19 protein-coding genes and 1 pseudogene are annotated in these 19,840 nt (G+C 69.1%); 11 read left to right on the top strand and 9 right to left on the bottom strand.

Annotated elements, in window-relative coordinates; all coding sequences use genetic code 11:
- The first annotated feature begins 2 nt into the window (after window positions 1–2).
- Window positions 3–1,517, top strand: coding sequence for an efflux transporter outer membrane subunit (locus QE360_RS01360; RefSeq protein WP_405052549.1), 1,515 nt, complete (start codon window positions 3–5; stop codon window positions 1,515–1,517).
- 285 nt (window positions 1,518–1,802) lie between these two features.
- Here the strand turns inward: QE360_RS01360 and QE360_RS01355 are convergent, their stop codons facing one another.
- Together QE360_RS01355 and QE360_RS01350 are read right to left on the bottom strand one after the other, a co-directional pair.
- Window positions 1,803–2,387: a transcriptional regulator gene (locus tag QE360_RS01355; protein WP_309698725.1), complete on the bottom strand. Its 585-nt coding sequence runs from the start codon at window positions 2,385–2,387 to the stop codon at window positions 1,803–1,805.
- A complete protein-coding gene (locus QE360_RS01350) occupies window positions 2,384–2,776 on the bottom strand; it encodes a hypothetical protein (RefSeq protein ID WP_309698723.1) in 393 nt (130 codons plus the stop codon). Before QE360_RS01350 ends, QE360_RS01355 begins: the two co-directional genes overlap by 4 nt.
- Before the next feature lie 113 nt (window positions 2,777–2,889).
- Between QE360_RS01350 and QE360_RS01345 the strand changes: the two genes are divergently transcribed.
- The 3 genes from QE360_RS01345 (at window position 2,890) to QE360_RS01335 (ending at window position 3,844) form a co-directional block, all read left to right on the top strand.
- Window positions 2,890–3,135 (top strand): hypothetical protein, encoded by a 246-nt coding sequence (locus tag QE360_RS01345; RefSeq protein WP_309698721.1) that lies wholly within the window; start codon window positions 2,890–2,892, stop codon window positions 3,133–3,135.
- A 123-nt stretch (window positions 3,136–3,258) separates the two neighbouring features.
- Entirely contained in the window at window positions 3,259–3,423 is a 165-nt protein-coding gene (locus QE360_RS01340) for a hypothetical protein (protein ID WP_309698719.1), read from the top strand.
- Between the two features lie 52 nt (window positions 3,424–3,475).
- Window positions 3,476–3,844 (top strand): DUF4440 domain-containing protein, encoded by a 369-nt coding sequence (locus QE360_RS01335; RefSeq protein WP_309698717.1) that lies wholly within the window; start codon window positions 3,476–3,478, stop codon window positions 3,842–3,844.
- Window positions 3,845–3,902: 58 nt separating this feature from the next.
- Here the strand turns inward: QE360_RS01335 and QE360_RS01330 are convergent, their stop codons facing one another.
- From QE360_RS01330 to QE360_RS01315, 4 genes are all read right to left on the bottom strand, one after another.
- On the bottom strand, window positions 3,903–4,502 hold the full coding sequence (locus QE360_RS01330; RefSeq protein ID WP_309698715.1) for a phosphatase PAP2 family protein: 600 nt from the start codon (window positions 4,500–4,502) through the stop codon (window positions 3,903–3,905).
- 80 nt (window positions 4,503–4,582) lie between these two features.
- Window positions 4,583–6,127 carry a porin gene (locus QE360_RS01325; protein WP_309698713.1) on the bottom strand — a complete coding sequence of 515 codons (1,545 nt, stop codon included), beginning with the start codon at window positions 6,125–6,127 and terminating at the stop codon, window positions 4,583–4,585.
- A gap of 104 nt (window positions 6,128–6,231) precedes the next feature.
- Window positions 6,232–7,572: an MFS transporter gene (locus tag QE360_RS01320; RefSeq protein ID WP_309698711.1), complete on the bottom strand. Its 1,341-nt coding sequence runs from the start codon at window positions 7,570–7,572 to the stop codon at window positions 6,232–6,234.
- Window positions 7,569–8,396, bottom strand: coding sequence for a substrate-binding domain-containing protein (locus tag QE360_RS01315; protein WP_309698708.1), 828 nt, complete (start codon window positions 8,394–8,396; stop codon window positions 7,569–7,571). The genes QE360_RS01320 and QE360_RS01315 overlap by 4 nt, the downstream gene beginning before the upstream one ends.
- Before the next feature lie 199 nt (window positions 8,397–8,595).
- Here QE360_RS01315 and QE360_RS01310 point away from each other — a divergent pair, with 199 nt between their 5' ends.
- On the top strand, window positions 8,596–9,867 hold the full coding sequence (locus QE360_RS01310; RefSeq protein ID WP_309698706.1) for a cation:dicarboxylate symporter family transporter: 1,272 nt from the start codon (window positions 8,596–8,598) through the stop codon (window positions 9,865–9,867).
- Here the strand turns inward: QE360_RS01310 and QE360_RS01305 are convergent.
- Both QE360_RS01305 and QE360_RS01300 read right to left on the bottom strand, forming a co-directional pair.
- Window positions 9,775–10,713: a LysR family transcriptional regulator gene (locus QE360_RS01305; RefSeq protein ID WP_309693523.1), complete on the bottom strand. Its 939-nt coding sequence runs from the start codon at window positions 10,711–10,713 to the stop codon at window positions 9,775–9,777. The genes QE360_RS01310 and QE360_RS01305 overlap by 93 nt on opposite strands.
- Window positions 10,714–10,777: 64 nt before the next feature.
- Entirely contained in the window at window positions 10,778–11,839 is a 1,062-nt protein-coding gene (locus QE360_RS01300; RefSeq protein ID WP_309698703.1) for an SDR family oxidoreductase, read from the bottom strand.
- Window positions 11,840–11,931: 92 nt separating this feature from the next.
- On the opposite strand from QE360_RS01300, the gene QE360_RS01295 reads away from it, so the two are divergent.
- Both QE360_RS01295 and QE360_RS01290 read left to right on the top strand, forming a co-directional pair.
- Window positions 11,932–12,312, top strand: a complete 381-nt coding sequence (locus QE360_RS01295; RefSeq protein WP_309698701.1) for a helix-turn-helix domain-containing protein — start codon at window positions 11,932–11,934, stop codon at window positions 12,310–12,312.
- Window positions 12,313–12,760: 448 nt separating this feature from the next.
- Entirely contained in the window at window positions 12,761–15,097 is a 2,337-nt protein-coding gene (locus QE360_RS01290; protein WP_309698699.1) for an EAL domain-containing protein, read from the top strand.
- A 6-nt stretch (window positions 15,098–15,103) separates the two neighbouring features.
- Here QE360_RS01290 and QE360_RS01285 read toward each other — a convergent pair whose 3' ends face one another.
- A complete protein-coding gene (locus QE360_RS01285; protein ID WP_309698697.1) occupies window positions 15,104–16,012 on the bottom strand; it encodes a LysR family transcriptional regulator in 909 nt (302 codons plus the stop codon).
- Window positions 16,013–16,101: 89 nt separating this feature from the next.
- Between QE360_RS01285 and QE360_RS01280 the strand changes: the two are divergent.
- The 4 genes and pseudogenes from QE360_RS01280 to QE360_RS01265 all read left to right on the top strand — a co-directional run bounded on the left by QE360_RS01280 (window position 16,102) and on the right by QE360_RS01265 (window position 19,741).
- Window positions 16,102–16,888, top strand: a pseudogene (locus QE360_RS01280) (DODA-type extradiol aromatic ring-opening family dioxygenase).
- Between the two features lie 22 nt (window positions 16,889–16,910).
- Window positions 16,911–17,756 carry an SDR family oxidoreductase gene (locus QE360_RS01275; RefSeq protein WP_309698695.1) on the top strand — a complete coding sequence of 282 codons (846 nt, stop codon included), beginning with the start codon at window positions 16,911–16,913 and terminating at the stop codon, window positions 17,754–17,756.
- A gap of 57 nt (window positions 17,757–17,813) precedes the next feature.
- Window positions 17,814–18,200, top strand: a complete 387-nt coding sequence (locus QE360_RS01270; RefSeq protein WP_405052547.1) for a DoxX family protein — start codon at window positions 17,814–17,816, stop codon at window positions 18,198–18,200.
- 71 nt (window positions 18,201–18,271) lie between these two features.
- Window positions 18,272–19,741 (top strand): PAS domain S-box protein, encoded by a 1,470-nt coding sequence (locus QE360_RS01265; RefSeq protein ID WP_309698690.1) that lies wholly within the window; start codon window positions 18,272–18,274, stop codon window positions 19,739–19,741.
- Window positions 19,742–19,840 lie beyond the last annotated feature (99 nt).

Below are 19,840 nucleotides of genomic sequence, written 5' to 3'. Positions count from 1 at the left end.
TCGTGATCCATTCCAAATTCGCGCTGGCCCTGCTGGCGGCCACGACGCTGGCCGGGTGCAATCTCGCCCCCAAATATGTGCGCCCCGTGGGAGCCGTCCCGGCGACGCTCCCCCAGGACGGCATCTATCCGGCGGCGGCATCCGACGCGCCCGACGTCACCCGGATCGGGTGGCGGGACTTCTTCACCGACGACCGGCTGCGCCGGACCATCGCGCTGGGGCTGGAGAATAATCGCGACCTGCGGATCGCCGCCGCCAACGTGCTGCAGGCCAGGGCGCAATATCGCATCCAGCGTGCCGATCTGGTGCCGTCGACGACCCTGTCCGCCTCGGGGACCTATACCAACAACATCCAGGGCGCCTCGGGCGCGCTGGGCGGGGCGGCCGGTGGTGGAACCGGCACGGGCACAGGGTCGGGCACGGGTACCGGAACCGGCGCGGGTTCCGGCGGCACCGGACTGGGCGCCGGGGTGGGGGCATCCTCGTCCAACCTGGAATTCTATTCAGTCAATGCTGGTTTCTCCGCCTTCGAACTCGATCTGTTCGGTCGTGTCCGCAACCTCAACCGGGCGGCGCTGGAGCAGTATTTCGCGACCGAGGAAGCCCAGCGCTCGACACGCATCAGCCTGATCGCCGAGATCGCGACGGCCTGGCTGACCTATGCGTCGGATCAGGATCAGCTGCGCATCTCGCAGGAGTCGCTGAAATCCTTCGAGCAATCGCTGGAACTGACGCGGGCGCAATTCCGTATCGGCGTGGCCTCTGAGTTGGAGGCGCGGCAGGCCGAGACGACCTATCAGGGCGCGCGCAATGACATCGCGGTGCTCAAGACGCGGGTGGCGCAGGACAAGAACGCGCTAGACCTGCTGGTCGGCGCGCCCGTGGCCGGCGAACTGCTGCCGCAGGGGCTGGGCGATGCGAACGCGGCGTTGCAGGTGCTGCCCACCGGCCTGTCGTCGGACATATTGCTGCGCCGCCCCGACGTGTTGCAGGCCGAGCACCAGCTGATCGCGCAAAACGCCAATATCGGCGCGGCGCGCGCGGCGATGTTCCCCCGCATCTCGCTGACCGCGACGCTGGGCACGATCAGCACCGCGCTCAGCGGTCTCTTCGCGGGGGGCAGCTTCACCTATACCGGCGCGCCGTCGGTATCGCTGCCGCTGTTCGACGGGGGACGGCTCCGCGGCAATCTGGATGTCGCGCGGGCGCAGCAGCAGGCCGCCGTCTCGACCTATGAGAAAACCGTCCAGACCGCGTTCCGCGAGGTGGCGGATGCCCTGGCGCAGCGCGGCACCATCGACGAACAGATCGCGGCGCAGACCGCCCGCGTGGAGGCGGCCAATGTCGCGCTGAAGATTTCGGACGCGCGTTATCGGACGGGGGTCGAATCCTTCCTGACGACGCTCGATTCCCAGCGTACCGCCTATTCGGCGCAGCAACTGCTCGTCACCACGCGCCTCAACCGGGCGAGCAACATGGTGGAACTGTATCGCTCGCTGGGCGGCGGGCTGAACTAAGGCCGATCGCCGTTCGGCATTGCCTTTCTTTCCCTCGCCCCTCGCAGAGGGGAGAGGGTTGCGCAGACTTGGCCTTTGCGAGAGCAAAGGCTTAGGCGGAGCTGGGTGAGGGGTGGGCGCTCGCTTGGCGAGCGCGCGAGCCTTTGGGCTCGCTCAACCCCTCACCCAAGCTGCGCTAGCCAGCAGGCTGGCAAGCTTCGCTAACCCTCTCCCCTGTCCAGGGGAGAGGGGAAGAACAAGCGATCCTGAATGTCGATTCGCCCCAAGGCCGATCGCCCTTCGCTCTTATTCCTCCCCAGCAAGGGGAGGAATCGGCGGCCGCGGCGATGCCGTCACAATCGCCTGCGCCTGCTCCTGCACCCTTTGCCAGATCGCCCGTTCCTCGACCGCATCGGCAAGGGCGCGGTGGGCGGGCGTGGTGTCCTTGGTCGCGTTGGCCCATGCGACGAGGCGCGCGACCTGCGCCTCGAGTCGATCGGGGGCCACGCTGTCGCGCAGGATGCGGATCGCCGCATCGCGCAAGGCGATGTCGGTGTCCTGCAGGCGCAGCGTGTGGCGAGGAAAGCCCGCCGCGCGGAGCAGCGCGCTCAGCCATTTGCCGTCCCAGGACGGCGCGCTGGCGAAGAGCGCATGGCCGGACAGCTGCTCGACCATCTGCCGCGCGACGAAATCATGCGCCGCGCCGTCGCGGACCAGCGTCTCGCGCGACAGGCCATGGATCCGCTCGGCGACGGCGTCCCAGTCGGTCCAGCCCGGCGCGGGCGCGATCAGATGGCTTTGCGAGCGGCCATCCTCGAACACCCAGGCCACTTCGATCGGGTGGCTCTTGTCCGAGAGCGAGGATGCCTCGAAATCCAGGAAGACGTTCATCGCTGCGGCGCCCCGTCGGCATACCATTCGGCATAGCCGGTGTTGCGGATCAGGTGGCGGTTGAGGTCGGGCGTCCCATCGTCCCACCATACCGGCCCGCGCTCGCCCAGCGCGACCTTGGCGGCCTGGACCAGCGCCCGTGCGTGGCGGAGCCCGGCCTCGTCTTCCTGCGCCATCGCGGTCCGTATCGCGCGCCGGGCGTGCATCAGCGCGTCGACCAGCGCCTGCCGCTCGTCGGGGGCCAGAGCGGGGTTGGCCTTTCGCCATAACCGGCCCCGCACGACGATGTAGCGGCCGTCCGGCGTGGTCACGACATCACGCCCCCGGCCTCCGTCGCCGCTGGAGGCGTCGGCGACGACGACGCGCCGGGCCGGTCTGGTGCTGGTCACGCTCGCTGCCTCTTGAAAAGGGATCGGGGTACAGACGAACACCGGCAAGGGTCGTTCCGGACGGTCCGGGCGATGATGCTTGCGGGTGGCGGCGAAAGGATTAGGCTGATCGCATGGCCGCTTTCGACGACAGCTCCGATGCCGATCTCGGCGCAGCGTGCAACCGCCTGGCGGCCTGGGTGGAGAGCTTGCCCGCAGGCGTGCTGATCGATCCGGCGTCCGAGCTGACCGAAGACGATCTGGCGCTCATCCTGCGGCGTCTCTACGCCATGCGGCATATCGGGTCGGACCCGTCGCCGGTGGACCATGGTCGGGCCGCGAGCGCGCGGGTTTCGGTGCCGGTGACGGCGAAAAGCTGACGGCCCGGCCCGGGGCGGCGACTCTCCGGCGATTTTCCTGATCGGCGGACGGCTCCGATGGCGTGCGGGGGCGTTCTGTGACGGGGCCGACGAGATCATGTCGGCCGCCTCCGTGGAGCCGTCATGTCCGATCACCCCCAATCCTCGCCTGCGCCGCATGCCGTCCCGCCCGTCGAGAAGGCGGGGGAGGACGGATCGCCCGTCCATCCGGACCGGACTCCACCGGCCGAGAAACCGCTGCCGGACCGCACGGACGACGAAGCCGCCGCGCTCGGCGACTTCGCCTGACCGTCGCTGTCCGGCGCGCACGCCCTTTGCTTTACAATCGGGAGTCCCCAACATGGATGATGAACGCCTCTGGAGTTTCGAGGAAAGCCTGTGGACCCAGGGCCCGGACAATTACCGGGAAAAGGTCGATGCCGAGGTCGTGATGGTGCTGCCCCGGCCGCCCTTCGTGCTGGCTGGCGAGGCGGCGGTGTCGGCGGTGGCGGACACACCCGTCTGGGACAGCGCCGAGCTGACCGAGCGGCAGGTGTCGCGTCCGCAGGAAGGGTTGATCGTCATCGGCTATCACGTCGCGGCCAGCCGGGGCGACGAAGCCTATGAGGCCTATTGCACCTCGGTCATCCGGCGGCTCGAACATGAGGTCTGGCGCGTCGTGCAGCACCAGCAGACCCCGAAACTGGCCAAGCCGCTGGCCGACGCGTAACGGCGATACCGGCCCGTCCGATCGCGGGTTCGCTCCGGCGATCGGACGGGCCCCGCCGTCATTCCCGGATAGGTGCCCGGTCCGGATCGGCCGCAAGCCATCGTCGCGCCAGACCGATTGCGGCGTCGCTCGCCCGCTCGGCGATCAGGCCGATGGCGATCCCCGCGACGACATCCCCGGCATAATGCGTGCCGCGCGGCACCTGCACGACGGCCACCGACAAGGCCGCGCCACGCGCGCCGACCGCATGGTCGGGATAGGCCCGCGCCAGCGCCTCGCCGACCGCCACCGCGCCTGCGCTGTGACCGGAAGGAAAGGAATTGTCCTCGTGACGGTCGCTGTCGCCGGGGCACAGCCGAGGGTCGTCGCCGTCCTTCGGCCGCCTCCGGTCGATCACGGCCTTGATCCCGCTCTTGCCCCAGGTGGCGATGGTGTGGGCGGCCAGCATCCGGAGCCCGGTTTCGGCGAGGTGCCGGTCGCGCCGGGCGATGCCCAGCAGGACCGTCGCGGCGCAGATCGTCCGCATCTGCGGCTGATCCCCGATCTCGCTGGCCGTGCCGATCACCCGCATGGGCCACGCATCGCGCTGGCCGTTGACCTTCGTCGTGATCCGGCGGTCGGCCTGTTCGACCGCCGTGACTTCGTGTTTCGCGCCCATGGTCGATCCAACACATGGATCAGTCCTTTGGCTCCGCATGCCCGCCGATCGGGCCGATGGGCGAGCAAGGTCGGGAAAGGTCAGAAGGCGATCTGCGCCCGTCCGATCAGGGTTCGTCCGTGATCCGACGCCCCGGCATTCTGCGCCGGATTGGCGACCGTCCAGTCGATCCCGTTCAGCTGGAGCCGGACGAAATTGTTGAGATACCAGTTGACCCCCAGCGTCAGCGCGGTGCCGCGCCCGGCGGTGGGGTTGTCGCTGTAATCCAGTTCCTCATAGCGGGTGGCCAGCTCGATCGCGCCGCGCCCGCCCGAAGTGAAGGGGTGCAGCACCTTGGGGCGGCTCCACACGCCGCCGCGCGTCAGATAGGGCGGGGTCTCGCCGGTCAGGAACCAGCCCGCCTGCACCGCCCAGGCCGACTGGTCGGTCGCGGCGCCCGTGCGGCTCTCGATCCGTCGTCGGCCATATTCGCCATAAGCCCATAGCGACTTATGGAACGTCCCCAGTTCCAGGCCATAGCCGGTGCCCGACCGCGCGCCGGTGAAGGTGCCCGGCGCGATCCGCAGATTGTCGTTGAAGAAGCCGCCGACAGCGATGCGGCGCGTCGGGCGGCTGGCATCGGCGGCGATGCGCTCGCGAAAGCCCCAGGCGCCCAGATGGACCAGCCAGTCGGCGGTCTTGACCGGGTTCCAGTGCGCCCGCGCGCCGATGGTCAGGCCGTCGCTCTCGGTCCCCGGATTGTTGATGTCGTCGCCCGACAGCTGGACCCCGACATGCCAGCCATCGCCATAGACGCGCGCCGCCGCGCCCAGCCCGAAGAAGCCGCGCACCGGGATGATCCCCTGGCCGACGAAGTTTCGCTCCAGAAAGGGGACGGAGATGGTGCCGCTCGACCCGTCCAGCCCGCGATCGTTCAGGCGGTTGCCCAGCGCGAACTCGGTCTGTTGGCCCAGAAAGCGCGTCGTCCAGGCGAGATAGGCGGATTTGATCGCCACGTCATTGTCGGCGAAATCCCCCTCCAGCAGATAGGACAGGTGGCGGCCGATCGATCCCTCGAAACCGACGCGCAGCGAGCGGGCGGTGGTCCCGGTGACGTTGCGCGCGGGCAGGCTGCTGCCGCCGGTGGTGGCCGCGTCCACCAGGATACGGCCGCGCGGGCGGAACGAGAATTTGCCGTCGGCGCTGGTGAATTCGGGCGTCCCCTTCGACCAGTCGACCTGGACGCCCTGTTTCTGCGCCTGTTCGATCCGCGCCAGCCGCGCGTCGAGCGAGGGGGGATGCGCGTCGGAGGGGAGCGACTGGCCCAGCGGCGCGGGCTGGCGGCTCTGGGGCCGGGGCGGCGATGGCGAGGCGAGCTGCGGCGGCGCGGCCGGATGGGCGTCGGAGGGCAGGGGCTGACCCAAAGGCGCGGGGCCCGGTGCCGGGTTGGCTGCGGCGGCGACCGCCCTGGGCTCCTGGGCCTCGATCGCGGCCAGCCGGGCCTCCAGCCGCGCGATCTGCGCCTGTTGCTGTTCGACCAGGCGGGTCAGGCGGGCGACATCTTCTTGCGCCGGGGCGGGGGCGGCCTGCGCGACGGCGGGCACGGGCGCGCACAGGCCCATGGCGAGCATGGCGGCTCGGTGCATGACGGACATCCTCTCGGGGTGGGCGAGAGGCTCCGTGGCCGCCGCCTCGATGATCGCGAACGGGGGCCGCCGCGCCGCCGGGGGGCGTGCGGCGGCCGAGGGGTTCAGGGGGCGGTGCGGCGGCTCAGGCGCGATCCGATCAGCAGGGCGAGCAGCGAGAGCAGGGCGGCGGCGGCGCACCACGCGCCGGGGATCGCCTTGTCGCCGGTCGCGCCGATCAGCGCGGTGCTGATCGCGGGGGTGAAGCCGCCGAAGATCGCGGTGGCCAGGCTATAGGCCAGGCTGAAGCCGACGGTGCGGACATGCGCCGGGATCGCCTCGGTCAGATAGACGATGAACGCGCCATTATAGGTGGCATAGATGGCCGCGAGCAGCAGTTCGACCGTCAGCAGCCGCCCGAAGCTGGGCGCGGCGACCAGCCAGCCCATCAGCGGATAGGCGAGCAGCGCGCCGAGCAGCGTCGCGGTGATCAGCAAGGGCTTGCGCCCGATCCGGTCGGACAGCGCGCCCATGACGGGGAGCAGGACGAAGTTGGTCACGCCGACGCACGCCGTGACGAACAGCGCGGCCCCCGGCGTCAGCGACAGCACCTTGTTGCCGAAGGTCGGTGTATAGGCGGTGATCATGTAGAAGAAGACGGTCGTCATCACCGCCATCAGTGCCCCCTGCAGCACCACGCCCCAGTTGCCGCCGATGGTCCGCATGATCTGCGACAGCGGCGGATGCTCCTTGCGCTTCAGGAAGACCTCGGTCTCCTCCATGTGGCGACGGATGACGAACAGGAAGGGGATCATCACGCAGCCGATGATGAACGGAATGCGCCAGCCCCAGGCCTGCATCGTGACGGGATCGAGGCTGGTCGACACGATCAGGCCGATCAGCGCGGCGAAGACCACCGCCGCCTGCTGGCTGGCCGACTGCCACGAACAGAAGAAGCCCTTGCGGTTCGGCGGCGCGATCTCGTTGAGATAGACCGACACGCCGCCGACCTCGACGCCCGCCGACAGGCCCTGGACCAGTCGGCCGATCAGGATGATGACCGGGGCGGCCACGCCGATCTGCGCATAGGTGGGGGTGATCGCGATGGCGAGCGTGCCGAGCGCCATCAGGCCCAGCGTCAGGAGCAGGCCCTGGCGACGCCCATGCCGGTCGATATAGGCGCCCAGCACCAGCGCGCCGACCGGCCGCATCAGAAAGCCCGCGCCGAAGGTCATCAGCGTCAGCATCAGCGAGGCGAAGTCGCTGCCCGTGGGGAAGAACGCCTTGGAGATATAGGTGGCGTAATAGCCGAACACCATGAAGTCGAACATCTCCAGGAAGTTGCCGCTGGCAACGATGAAGATCGACTTGAATGCCGAACGGCGACGCTCGGGCGATACCGGCTCGGCCGCAGCGGGGGCGGCGGTGGGGAAGGGGAGGGATGCGTGGGTGGAGGCGGAGGTCATGGCTTGGCCTTTTGCGACGCGGGTTCCAATCCGCTTTCGCGGATGATCGGATAGGCTTTGGGGGAGGCGAGATAGGCGATCAGCGCGCGCGCCTCCGCCTGATGCGGCGAATAGGCGACGACTCCGGCGGAGAAGGGCGTCACCTTTTGCAGCGATTCGGGGATCAGGCCGACGATGTGGATGCCCTTGACCGGCTTCAATTCGCTCAGCTGCTGAAAGCCGATCTCGGCCTGGCCCTCGGCGACGATCCGGCCGACCGGGGTGGCGGGGATCATCCGGCCCTTCGGCCGGACCTGATCGGCGACGCCCAGCCGGTCGAGCAGCGTTGACTGGATATAGACGCCCGAGGCGCTGTCCGACCAGGCGACCGATCTGGCATGGACCAGGGTCGCGCGCAGCGCGTCGGGGGTGGCGATGTCGGGGGCGGGGGCGCCGGCCTTCACCGCCATCGCGATCCGGGACAGGCCCAGGTCGGTGACGGTCCCGCTGGTCACGGTCCCAGCCTGTGCCAGCTTGTCGAGCCCGCTGCGCGCGAGGATCACGACATCGGCATCCTCGTGCCGCGCCAGCCGGTTGGGGATCGCCTGTGGCGTGTCGCCCATCGAGGGGCCGTGTTCGGTGACGATATGGACGCCGGTGTCGCGCTCATATTTCGCCGCCAGCGCCTGGAAGGCGGCGGTGAAGCCTCCCGAGGTCACGACATGGAGTTCGCGGACCGTGGCGGCTTTGGTCTCGCGCGCGGCGGCGGGCTGGCCCAGCGTGCCCAAGCCCAGTGTGCCCAGGCCCAGCAGCAGCGCGAGGCCCAGCGCGCCGCGCCGGGGCATCACGGTTCCTAACCTTGCAAATGGCGCTTTCATCATACCTCTCTCGGTCGGGCCCGCTCGGTTGCGGGTTCTTGTTGCGCGGCAGAGGCTTGAGCCATCATGCCTTACCCGGCACTAGGCATCAGGAGCGGTGCTTCGATCAAATGCAATGATCGGTCCGCTTGATGCGTTTTGCGCATATATCGGGAGTGGGTCGACCTTGCGCGCCTTGCGGCACCTCTATGTCCAGATGCTGATCGGCATATTTGCGGGGACCGCGATCGGCGTCCTGGCCCCGGCCTTCGGGCGCGATCTGGGGCCGCTGGGCATCGCCTTCGTCAAGGCGATGCGGATGATGGTGCCGCCGGTGCTGTTCTGCACCATCGTCGAGGGGATCGTGCGCCACGGCGCCGCGCGCGACACCGGCGCGACGGTGCTGCGCAGCCTGATCGTCTTTCTGGGCATCACGGTCGCCGCGCTCGCCATCGGGCTGGGCATCGCGGCGCTGATGCAGCCGGGACGCGGCCTGCCGCTGCCGCCTTATGGCGAGGCGATGGCCGAGGTGGAGCGCCAGCTGGCCGGGCACCATATCACGGGGGCGGGAGATTTCCTGGTCCGCATCGTGCCCGACACGCTGTTTTCCGCCTTCACCGCGGGGGACGTCCTGCCGGTGCTGTTTGTCGCCGGGCTGGTCGGTTTCGGCCTGCTGCGCATCGGCGAGGCGGGCGCGCCGATCGTCCGCGCGGTCGAGGCGCTGACCCGGCTGCAATTCGCGATCTTCGGCTTTCTGATCCGCGCCGCACCGGTGGGGGCGTTCGGCGCGATCGCATACACGGTCGGGACGTATGGCGTCGGCTTCATCGGCTCGCTGGGGCTGCTGGTCGCGACGCTGGCGCTGGCCTGCGCCCTGTTGATCGCCGGGCTGGCGGTGCTGCTATGGCTGACCACCGGCCTGGGCGGCGGCGCGTTGCTGCGGGTGTTCCGCGACGAGATCCTGATCGTCCTCGGCACCTCCTCGACCGAGGTGGTGTTGCCGCGCCTGATCCAGAAGCTGGAGGCGCTGGGCTGCCCGCGCAGCGTGGCGGGCCTGACCGTGCCGCTGGGCTATTCGCTCAACCTGGCGGGAACGGCGGTCTATCTGGTCGTCGCGACGCTGTTCCTGGGCGAGGCGCTGGGGATCGCGCTGACCCCGGCGCGGGTGGCGGTCTATCTGGGCGTCATGCTGGTCACCTCGAAAGCGGCAGCGGGGGTGACGGGCAGCGGCTTTTCGGCCCTGCTCCTCACCCTGTCGCTGCTGCCCGATATTCCGGTCGGGGCGGCGGCCATGCTGATCGCGGTCGACCGCTTCCTGTCCGAACTCCGCGCGCTGACCAGCGCCACCGCCAATGTCTCGGCGTCCCTACTCGTCGCGCGCTGGGGCGGGGCGCGGCTGGGCCTGCCGGTTGGCCCAGGCGTCGGTGAGCAGCCCCATCAGCCGACCGGCGGCGGGTGACAGGGTGGCGGAGCCGCGCCGTAGCACGCCGATGGTGCGCGTCACCGTCGCCCCGCGCAACGGCCGCCACAACAGGTCGCGCGCATCGGGCCCCTCGCACGCCAGGCGGGGCAGGACCGAGGGGCCCAGCCCCGCCTGCACCAGCGCCAGCGCCGAGGTGAGCCGCGTCACCTCATAGAACCAGCGCAGCTCGATCCCCGCGCGGGCCAGCCCGGCGTCGAGCGCGGTGCGGTTGCCGCTGCCCGGATGCACCGTGACCAGCCGCAGCCCGGCCAGGTCGCTCCACGCCGGATCGACCAGTTCGGCCAGCGGATCGTCGGCGCGACAGACCAGCCCATAAGGGTCGTCGGTCAGCGGCTCATAGGTCAGATCGCTGTCCGCCGAGACGGGCAGGGTGATGGCGAACTCCGCCTCGCCGGTCCGCACCGCCTCGGCGCATTCGGTGGCGGTCAGGTCGAGCACGCGCACCCGCACATTGCGATAGTCGCGGCCCAGCGCCTCCAGCACGTCGGGCAGGAACCGCACCGTCGCGCTGGGGATGCTGGCGACGGTCAGCCGCCCCGCCTGCCGCTCGCCCAGCGCCATCATGCCGAGCATCGATTCGTCCAGCTCGCCCAGAAGCCGACGGAGCAGCGGCACGATCTCCTGCCCCGCCGGGGTCAGGCGGACCGTCCGCGTGGTCCGCTCCAGCAAGGGGGTGCCGATGGTCGCCTCCAGCTTCTGGACCCGGCGGCTGATCGCGGGTTGCGACAGGTTCAGCTGGCGGGCGGCGTGCAGGAAGCTCCTGCCGTCCGCGATCGCCACGAACACCCTTATGTCCAGAAGCTCGAAATTCAGAGAGGCCATGGCCGACGATAGCAGGGGCGGCCGCGACTAGGCCAGTCGGCCCCCGCGCCCCTGCCGTCCCTCCTCACGGGATCAGCCGCTCGCGGCGCAACTGGGCGAAGAGTGCGAAGAAGGCGTCGTCGGTCGGCTGATAATCGGTGAAGCCCAGCCGTCGGCTCTTGCTCATGTCGGTCACCACCTCGATCGGGCGGCCGAGATCGGCGTCGCTATGCCAGGGCGAGGCCAGCCGGGCGATGTCCGTCTCGACCAGCGTCTCGCGTTCGGCGATGTCGCGCCATGTATCGGCGGAGTCGGCCATCTGCTGTTCCAGCGGCCGGACGGTGCCATCGAACGCGGCGGCCTCGACCCCGAACCAGTCGGCGATGCGGCCCCACATCCATTGCCAGCGAAAGACATCGCCGTTCACCACGTTGAACGCCTGGTCGTGCGCCGCCTCGGTCTCGGTCGCCCAGAGCAGGTGACGCGCCAGCTGCCCCGCATCGGTCATGTCGGTCAGCCCCGACCATTGCGCCGCCGACCCAGGAAAGACCATCGGCCGCCCCGCCTCGCGGCACAGCGTCGCATAGACGGCCAGCGTCGTGCCCATGTTCATAGCATTGCCGACCGCGCGCCCGATCACGGTGTGCGGCCGATGGACGCTCCAGGTGAAGCCGTCGCGCGCGGCCGCCGCAAAGACCTCGTCCTCCTGGGCATAATAGAAATTCTCGACGTCGAGCCGACCCTGCTCCTCGCGGAACGGGGTTTGGGGCAGCGTGCCCTTTCCATAGGCCTCGAACGGGCCGAGATAATGTTTCAGCCCGGTGACCAGCGCGACGTGGCGCGGGCCGCTCGGGCTGGGGAGGCCGGACAGAAGGTTGCGGACCATCGCCGCATTGACCCGGATATTCTCCGCCTCGCTGTCCTGGCGCAGCCATGTCGTGATGAACACCGCATCGGGGTTCACGTCGCGCAGCGCGGCAGCGGTCGCCTCCGCATCCTGCAGGTCGGCCGCGACGGGCGCCACGCCCGGTTGCGCCACGGGACGCCGTGCGAGACCATGGACCGTCCAGCCCCGTTCCACGAGCAGCGTCGCGGTCGCACCGCCGACGATCCCGCTTGCGCCTACTACCAATGCCGTCTTCGTCATCCACGCCTCCTTGTCGCTGCCCCAGCTAGGCATGGCCTTGCGCGGCTTCCAGACGGCACCATCTGGGCCCCCAGGCACGGAAAGGTAACCATATGCAGCCCGGAACCCCCGACGAGGAATGGCGCGAGGATTGCGCGCCCCGCCGCGTGCTGGAGCTGTTCGCCACCAAATGGACCAGCATGGTGCTCCACACGCTGCACGCGCGTCATGGCGGCGTCGCCCGTACCGGGGTGCTCCAGCGCAGCCTGCCGGGCATCTCGAAGAAAATGCTGACCCAGACAGTGCGCGACATGGAGGGGAGCGGCCTGATCAGCCGCCATGTGCGCAGCGCCATGCCGCCCGAGGTCGAATATCGCCTGACCGATCTAGGCCGACGCTTCGTCGAGCCGGTCGAACTCCTCTATGGCTGGGGGCGCGACAATGCCGACGCGCTGGACCAGCTGGCACCGCGCCCGCATTCCCGCCGCGCCTAGGCCGGATCGACACTCAGTATTGCGTCTTCTTCCCCTCTCCCCTGGACAGGGGAGAGGGTTAGCGAAGCTTGCCAGCTTGCTGGCTAGCGCAGCTTGGGTGAGGGGTTGAGCGAGCCCAAAGGCTCGCGCGCTCGCTTCGCGAGCGCCCACCCCTCACCCAGCTCCGACTAAGCCTTTGCTTTCGCAAAGGCCAAGTCTGCGCAACCCTCTCCCCTCTGCGAGGGGCGAGGGGAGGATAAGGCATCGCTAAATGTCGATCGGCCCTGGATGCTGGAGGGCATGGATCGCGGCACGCCTCGCCTGATGGGGAGGGGTCTGCGTCCAACGCAATATCGTGATGACCCAGCGGGTTGGCCGGGCCGCATGTGCCGTTAACCAGGCATGTTAACCTCTAAATTTGTAGCCAAATTTAACATATGATTATAGCGCGTCCGTCCTGGAGGGACCGATGCGCTTTCTGACCTGTCTGACGCATGATCATGATCTGCGACTGGTGTTGCTCGCCGCGATATTCTGCCTGACCGGCTCGGCGATCACGATAAGGCTCCTTCAGCGTCTGCGCGCCGCCGATCCCGGCACCCGGCTGGCCTGGACGTTCATGGGGGGCGTATCCACCGGCGCGACGATCTGGTGCACCCATTTCATCGCCATGATCGCCTATCAGCCGGGCGTGACGGTGGTCTACGACCCGTTGCTGACCGGATTGTCGCTGCTGATCGCGATCGTCGGCAGCTCGATCGCGCTGGACGTGGCGGTGCGGCGCGGGGCGTTCGCGCCGATGCTGGGCGGTGCGCTGTTCGGACTGGCGGTCACCGCCATGCATTATACCGGCATGATGGCTTTCGCCGCCCGCGGGCTGGTGTCGTGGTCGAGCGCCTATGTGGCGGCCTCGGTCCTGTTCTCGGTCCTGTTCGGCGCGCTGGCGTTCGGCCGCGCGCTGTCGACGGGCAAGCGGGACACGCTGTGGCCCGCGACCACGCTGATGGTGACGAGCATCGTCCTGCTCCACTTCACCGGCATGGCGGCGCTGGCGATCGTCCCGGTCGAGCCGGGGCTGGGCCAGCCCGACAGCCAGGGCGCGACGATGATCATGGCCTGGGCGGTCGCGGTGGTGGGGATGCTGGTGCTCGGCACCGGCTTTGCCACCTATGTCCTCGACATATCCGCCCGTGTCGCCTCGCAGCGTCGGCTGGAACAGGTGATGGAGGGCAGCGTCGATGCCATGATCGTCGAGAGCGACGGCGTCATCATCGAGGCGAACCACGCATTCGCCGATCTGCTGGGCATCGACGGCGACGAGGTGCCGGGCCAGTCGCTCGGCCGCTGGGTCTCGGACATCGCATCGATCCAGCCGGGCGTGCTGACCCAGCGCAATATCGAGGCCGCCGATGGCTCCGCCATACCGATCGAGATCGCCTTGCGGGTCGACCGGGACCATGGCAGCTCGTACATGATCTATGCGCTTCGCGACGTGCGCCAGCGGCTGGCGCAGGAGCGGCGGATCGCGCATCTGGCGCGCAACGACGGCCTGACCGGCCTACCCAACCGCGCCTCGTTCCTGGAATGGTCGCACCGTCAGACCGCGGCCGACGGACCGGGACGCCGCCTGGCGCTGCTGTCGATCGATCTCGACCGGTTCAAGGACGTCAACGACACGCACGGCCATGCGGCGGGTGACCATCTGCTGACCACCATCGGGGCGCGGATGAAGCAGATGGCGCGCCCCGGCGAGTTCCTGGCCCGGCTGGGCGGGGACGAGTTCGTGGCGCTGACCGCCATCGAGGATCATGAGGATGCGATCGACCTGATCGACCGGCTGCGCGGCGCCATCACACGGCCGGTCGACTATGACCGCTCGTCGCTGAGTTGCGGCATGAGCGTGGGCGTCGCGCTGTGGCCGCAGGACGCCGACGAGATATCGGCGCTGATCAACAATGCCGATCTGGCCATGTACCGCGCCAAGTCGAGCATCGCGACCGACTTCTGCTTTTACGAAGAGGATATGGATCAGGCGGTCCGGGCCCGTCGGCGCATCGCCACCGAGCTGCGCGACGCGCTGGACCAGGAACAATTCGCGATCCACTGGCAGGTCCAGGCCTCGGTCGAGACGGGCGAGACCACCGGCTATGAGGCGCTGCTGCGCTGGACCAAGCCCGACGGCACCAGCGTGTCGCCGTTCGAGTTCATCGCGATCGCCGAGCAGACCGGGCTGATCCTGCCGATCGGCGAATGGGTCCTGCGGCGCGCCTGCCGGGAGGCGGCGGCCTGGCCGGTCCCCTGGAAGATCGCGGTGAACCTGTCGCCGGTCCAGCTCGGCCATGTCGACCTGCCCCGGCTGGTCCATCAGATCCTGATCGAAACCGGCATGACGCCCGCCCGGCTGGAGCTGGAGATCACCGAGTCCGCGATGATCGCCGACCCCGAGCGGACCACGCATGTCCTGCGCCAGTTGAAGGCGCTCGGCGTGTCGATCGCGATGGACGATTTCGGCACCGGCTATTCATCGCTGTCGACGCTGCGATCCTTTCCCTTCGACAAGATCAAGCTCGACCGCTCGTTCATGAGCGAACTCGACTTCGCCCCGCAATCGGCGGCGATCATCCGCGCGGTGCTGGCGCTGGGCGAAAGCCTGTCGATCCCGATCCTGGCCGAAGGCGTGGAAACCGCCTCGCAGCTCGACTTCCTCCGGGCCGAGGGGTGCAACGAAGCGCAGGGCTATCTGCTGGGCCGTCCCGGCCTGATCGTCACGGACAGACAGGCGGAGGCCGCCGGACACGCCGCCTAGCGCGGATCACCAGTCCTGCGCCATGCCGGGTATGCGCTCGACCAGGAAGTCGATCCAGGCGCGGACGCGCGCGGACAGGCGGCGGCGGCTGTGCGTCACCGAATGGACCGCGCCCAGCGCCATGTAATCGGCATCGAGCGTCACCTCGACCAGTTCGCCCCGGCGGATCGCGTCGGCGGCGATGAAGCGGGGGCCATAGACCAGTCCCTGTCCCGCGATCGCCGCGCGGACCAGCGCCTCGCCGTTATTGGCGTGCAGCGATCCCCGGACGGGCACCAGGCGGCTGCCGTCGCGACCAAAGCCCCACATCGTCGCGCCCGGCTGGGTCATCAGCGTATAGCCCAGGCAGTCATGGTCGCGCAGATCGTCCAGCGTGCGCGGCAGGCCCCGTTCGGCCAGATAGGCGGGGGCGGCGCAGATGGCGAGGCGGACGGGCGCCAGGCGGCGCGCGACCAGCGCGCTGTCGCTCAGCCGACCGATGCGGATCGCCATGTCCCACCGCTCCTCCAGCAGGTCGACATAGCGGTCGTCCAGCCCCAGCTCGATCGTGACGCCGGGGTGGCGACGATGGAATTCGGCGGCCAGCCCGGCGACATGCATCACGCCGAAGGTCGCGGGCGCGCTGACGCGGAGCAGCCCCTCGACCGCGCGCGACTGGGCCGAGGCATCGGCATCGGCTTCGGCGATCTCGGCCAGCACCCGCTCGGCGCGGTCGAGATAGGCCGCCCCCGCATCGGTCAGCGCCAGCCGCCGCGTCGAACGCTGGACCAGCGTGGTGCCGAGCCGCGCCTCCAGCGCGTCGAGATGCCGTGCCGCCATGGTCGGCGACATGCCCATCGCCCGCCCGGCGGAGGACAGTCCGCCCAGCCGGATCGCGCGGACGAACACCTCCATGCCGGTCAGTCGGTCCGCCATTTGATACTCCTGGTTGAAGGTCATTCTATCAGAACGTCGATTATCACGGATGCGGGGCCATTCCATATCGGTCGGCGAAAGGATGTCCCATGCGCCAACCCAGCCTCTTCATTCCCCATGGCGGCGGTCCCTGTTTCTTCATGGACGACCCGCGCGGCATCTGGACCGGGATGGGCGCGTTCCTGCGGGCATTGCCGGGCACGCTGGCGGAGCGGCCGCGCGCGGTGCTGGTCGTGTCGGGGCATTGGGAGACGGACGGCTTCGCCTTCACCGGCGCCGAGCGGCCCGCGCTGATCTATGACTATTATGGCTTCCCGGCGCACACCTATGCGCTGCGCTACGATGCGCCGGGTGCTCCGGCGGTGGCGGCACGCGCTGCCACGCTGCTGCGCGAGGCGGGGCTGGTCGCCTCGGTCGATCCGAGCCGTGGTCTCGATCACGGCGTCTTCGTGCCGATGAAGGTGGCGTGGCCCGAGGCGGAGATTCCGGTCGTCGTGATGTCGGTGGATCGCGGGCTCGACCCCGAACGGCATGTCGCGGCGGGCCGGGCGCTGGCGGCCTTGCGTGACGAGGGCGTGCTGATCCTGGCGTCGGGCATGAGCTTTCACAATCTGCGCCTGTTCGGCAGTCCGCGCGCCGCCGAGCCGAGCGCGGCCTTCGACGCCTGGCTGACCCATGCGGCGACGCAAAACGGCGCGGCGCGGGCCGAGGCGCTGATCCGCTGGGAAACCGCCCCGGCCGCGCGGCGTGGCCCATCCCCAGGCCGAGCATCTCCTGCCGCTGATGGTCGCCGCCGGGGCGGCCGAGGGCGCGGGCGAACGCATCTATTCGGAGACTGTCGCGGGCGCGGCGATCTCCGCCTTCCGATTCCATTGATCACGCACAAGGAGCGAATGTCATGACCATTGCCGTTACCGGCGCCACCGGCCAGCTCGGCCGCCTCGTCATCCGGCACCTGAAGGCCATGGGCACCGCCGAGCCGATCGTCGCGCTCGCCCGCTCGCCCGACAAGGCCGCCGATCTGGGCGTGGAGGCGCGGGCCTTCGACTATGCACAGGCCGACCGTCTTGCCCCGGCGCTGGCCGGGGTCGACACGCTGCTGCTGATCTCGTCGAGCGAGGTCGGTCAGCGGGTGGCGCAGCATCGCGCCGTGATCGCGGCGGCGGTCCAGGCCGGGGTGGGGCGGATCGTCTATACCAGCCTGCTCCACGCCGACCGCTCGCCGCTCGACCTGGCGGCCGAGCATCTGGCGACCGAGGCCGCGCTGGCCGAGGCGGGAATCCCCGCGACGATCCTGCGCAACGGCTGGTATAGCGAGAATTACACCGGCTCGCTCCCCGGCGCGCTGGCGGCGGGGGCGCTGATCGGCAGCGCGGGTGACGCGAAGATATCCTCCGCCGCGCGTGCCGATTATGCCGAGGCGGCGGCCATCGTGCTGACCGATGCGGCGCAGGCGGGCCGGACCTATGAACTGGCGGGCGACACCGCCTGGACCTTGCCGGACCTGGCGGCGGAACTCTCGCACCAGACCCGCCGCGATATCGCGTACCGGGACATGCCCGCCGCCGACTATGCCGCCGCGCTGACCGGCTTCGGACTGCCCGAAGGACTGGCGCACGCGATCGCGGGGTGGGATGTCGCCGCCTCGCAAGGCGCGCTGTTCGATGACGGGCGCCAGCTGTCGCGCCTGATCGGCCGCCCGACCACCCCGCTGGCCGAGACGGTGAAAGCCGCCATCGCCTGACCCTCCCTGCCGGGGCGCCGTGCACAGGCGCTCCGGCCCATTATGAAAGATTGCGCCATGTCCGTCTGGGCTCCCCGCATCCTCAGCCTCCTGCGCATCGTCGCCGCGCTGCTCTTCATGGAGCATGGGGTGATGAAGCTGTTCCATTTTCCGATCCCCCAGCCCGGCGTGCCCGATCCGCTGCCGACCCTGCTCGTCGTCGCGGCGGTGCTGGAGATCGGGCTCGGCGTCCTGCTGACCCTCGGCCTGTTCACGCGGATCGCGGCCTTCATCGCCTCGGGCGAGATGGCGGTCGCCTATTTCACCGCGCACCTGCCCTCCAGCATCTGGCCCGGCGTCAATGGCGGCAGCGAGGCGATCCTCTATTGCTTCGTCTTCTTCTACCTGGCCTTTGTTGGCGGCGGCGCGTGGAGCATCGATGCCCGCCGCCGCCAGCCGTCATAGCGGCGGCGCCATTTCCCCTTTTGGCGCGGACAGGGCATGATGGCGGGGATATGCCAGATCGCGAGGGACCGATGCCCCAGCCCATGCCCAGATTGCAGGTGAGCCCCGAACTGCTCCAGGCGACCATGGACGCCTCGACCGACATGATCCAGGTGTTCGAGGCGATCCGGGACGAAGCGGGGCGGATCGTCGATTTCCGCTGGGTGCTCAACAACCACACCTCGCAAAGCAAATATGGCGAGGTGCGGGGCGAGAGCCTGCTCGAGCGCAATCCGGGCGTCGTGCAGGAGGGCATTTTCGACACCTTCTGCCGCGTCACCGAAACCGGCGTGGCCGAACAGGACGAACGCTATTACGCGCATGAGCAGTTCGACGGCTGGTTCTTCCAGACGGTGGTGAAACTGGGCGACGGCATCGCCACCACGACCCGCGACATCACCGAATGGAAACGCTCGCAGGCGGAGATCGTGCGGCTTCGCGAGGAGGTCGTGCAGATCAAGCTGGCCGAAACCGAGGGACAGCTCGCCGCGATCTTCGCCACCGCGCCGGTCGGGCTGTCGGTCATCACCTCGGACGGGTGTTTCGTCCGGGTGAACGAGGAATTGTGCCGGATATTGGGCCGGCCGCGCGAGGAGGTGCTGGCGCTGAACGTCGCCGAGGTCACCCATCCCGCCTATCTCGCGCCCAGCCTGAAGGCGATTGCCAACGCGGCCGAAACCGGAATGCCGAGCAGCCTCGACAAACGCTATTGCCGCCCCGACGGAACGGAAGTGTGGGCGAGCAGCATCATATCGCTGCTGCCCGACAGCGGCGGGCACGGGAACCGCTTCCTCGTCGTCACCACCGACCTGACCGAGCGGCGACGGGCCGACCAGGAACTGCGCAAGAGCGAGGCGCTGCAACGCGTGCTGATCGCCGAGTTGCAGCATCGGACCAGCAACCTGATGGGGATCGTCCGGTCGATCGCGGACCACAGCACGCGCACCAGCCGCGACCTGCCCGAATTCCGCGCCCATTTCGACGACCGGCTGGCGGCGCTGTCGCGGGTGCAGGCGATGCTGTCGCGGCTGGGGGAGCATGACCGCGTCGCGTTCGACGACCTGATCCGCACCGAGCTGATGGCGATGGACGGCGGCGCCGATCGCGTCACGCTGGAGGGCCCGGCGGGTGTGCGGCTCCGCTCCTCGACCGTGCATACGCTGGCCATGGCGCTGCACGAACTGGCGACCAATGCCGTCAAATATGGCGCGCTGCGTCAGTCGGGCGGCCATTTGGCGATCCGCTGGGCGCTGCGCCCCGGCGGGACCGAGGGCAAGCCGTGGCTGCATATCGACTGGCGCGAAAGCGGGGTCGACATGGCGCCGGCGGGCACCTGGCCCGGCAGGGGGCAGGGCCGCGAGCTGATCGAACGCGCGCTTCCCTATCAGTTGGGTGCCAGGACGACCTATGAGCTGGGGGCCGAAGGGGTCCATTGCACCATCGCGATTCCTGTCTCCAGCACGCTCGATGTGGAGGAGCCGCTGGGGGCGGACGCCGTCTGACCGGCTGTCACATCACCGACGCGGATATGTCATAAAAGATTCTCGAAAACTGCATCTTGGCGTCATCTGCTGCGCCTAACGCCCGTGTCATGATCGATG

It is taken from the genome of Sphingomonas sp. SORGH_AS_0789 (assembly GCF_031453055.1).
Taxonomy (GTDB): domain Bacteria; phylum Pseudomonadota; class Alphaproteobacteria; order Sphingomonadales; family Sphingomonadaceae; genus Sphingomonas.
This window is presented reverse-complemented; position numbering and strand designations above follow the sequence as displayed.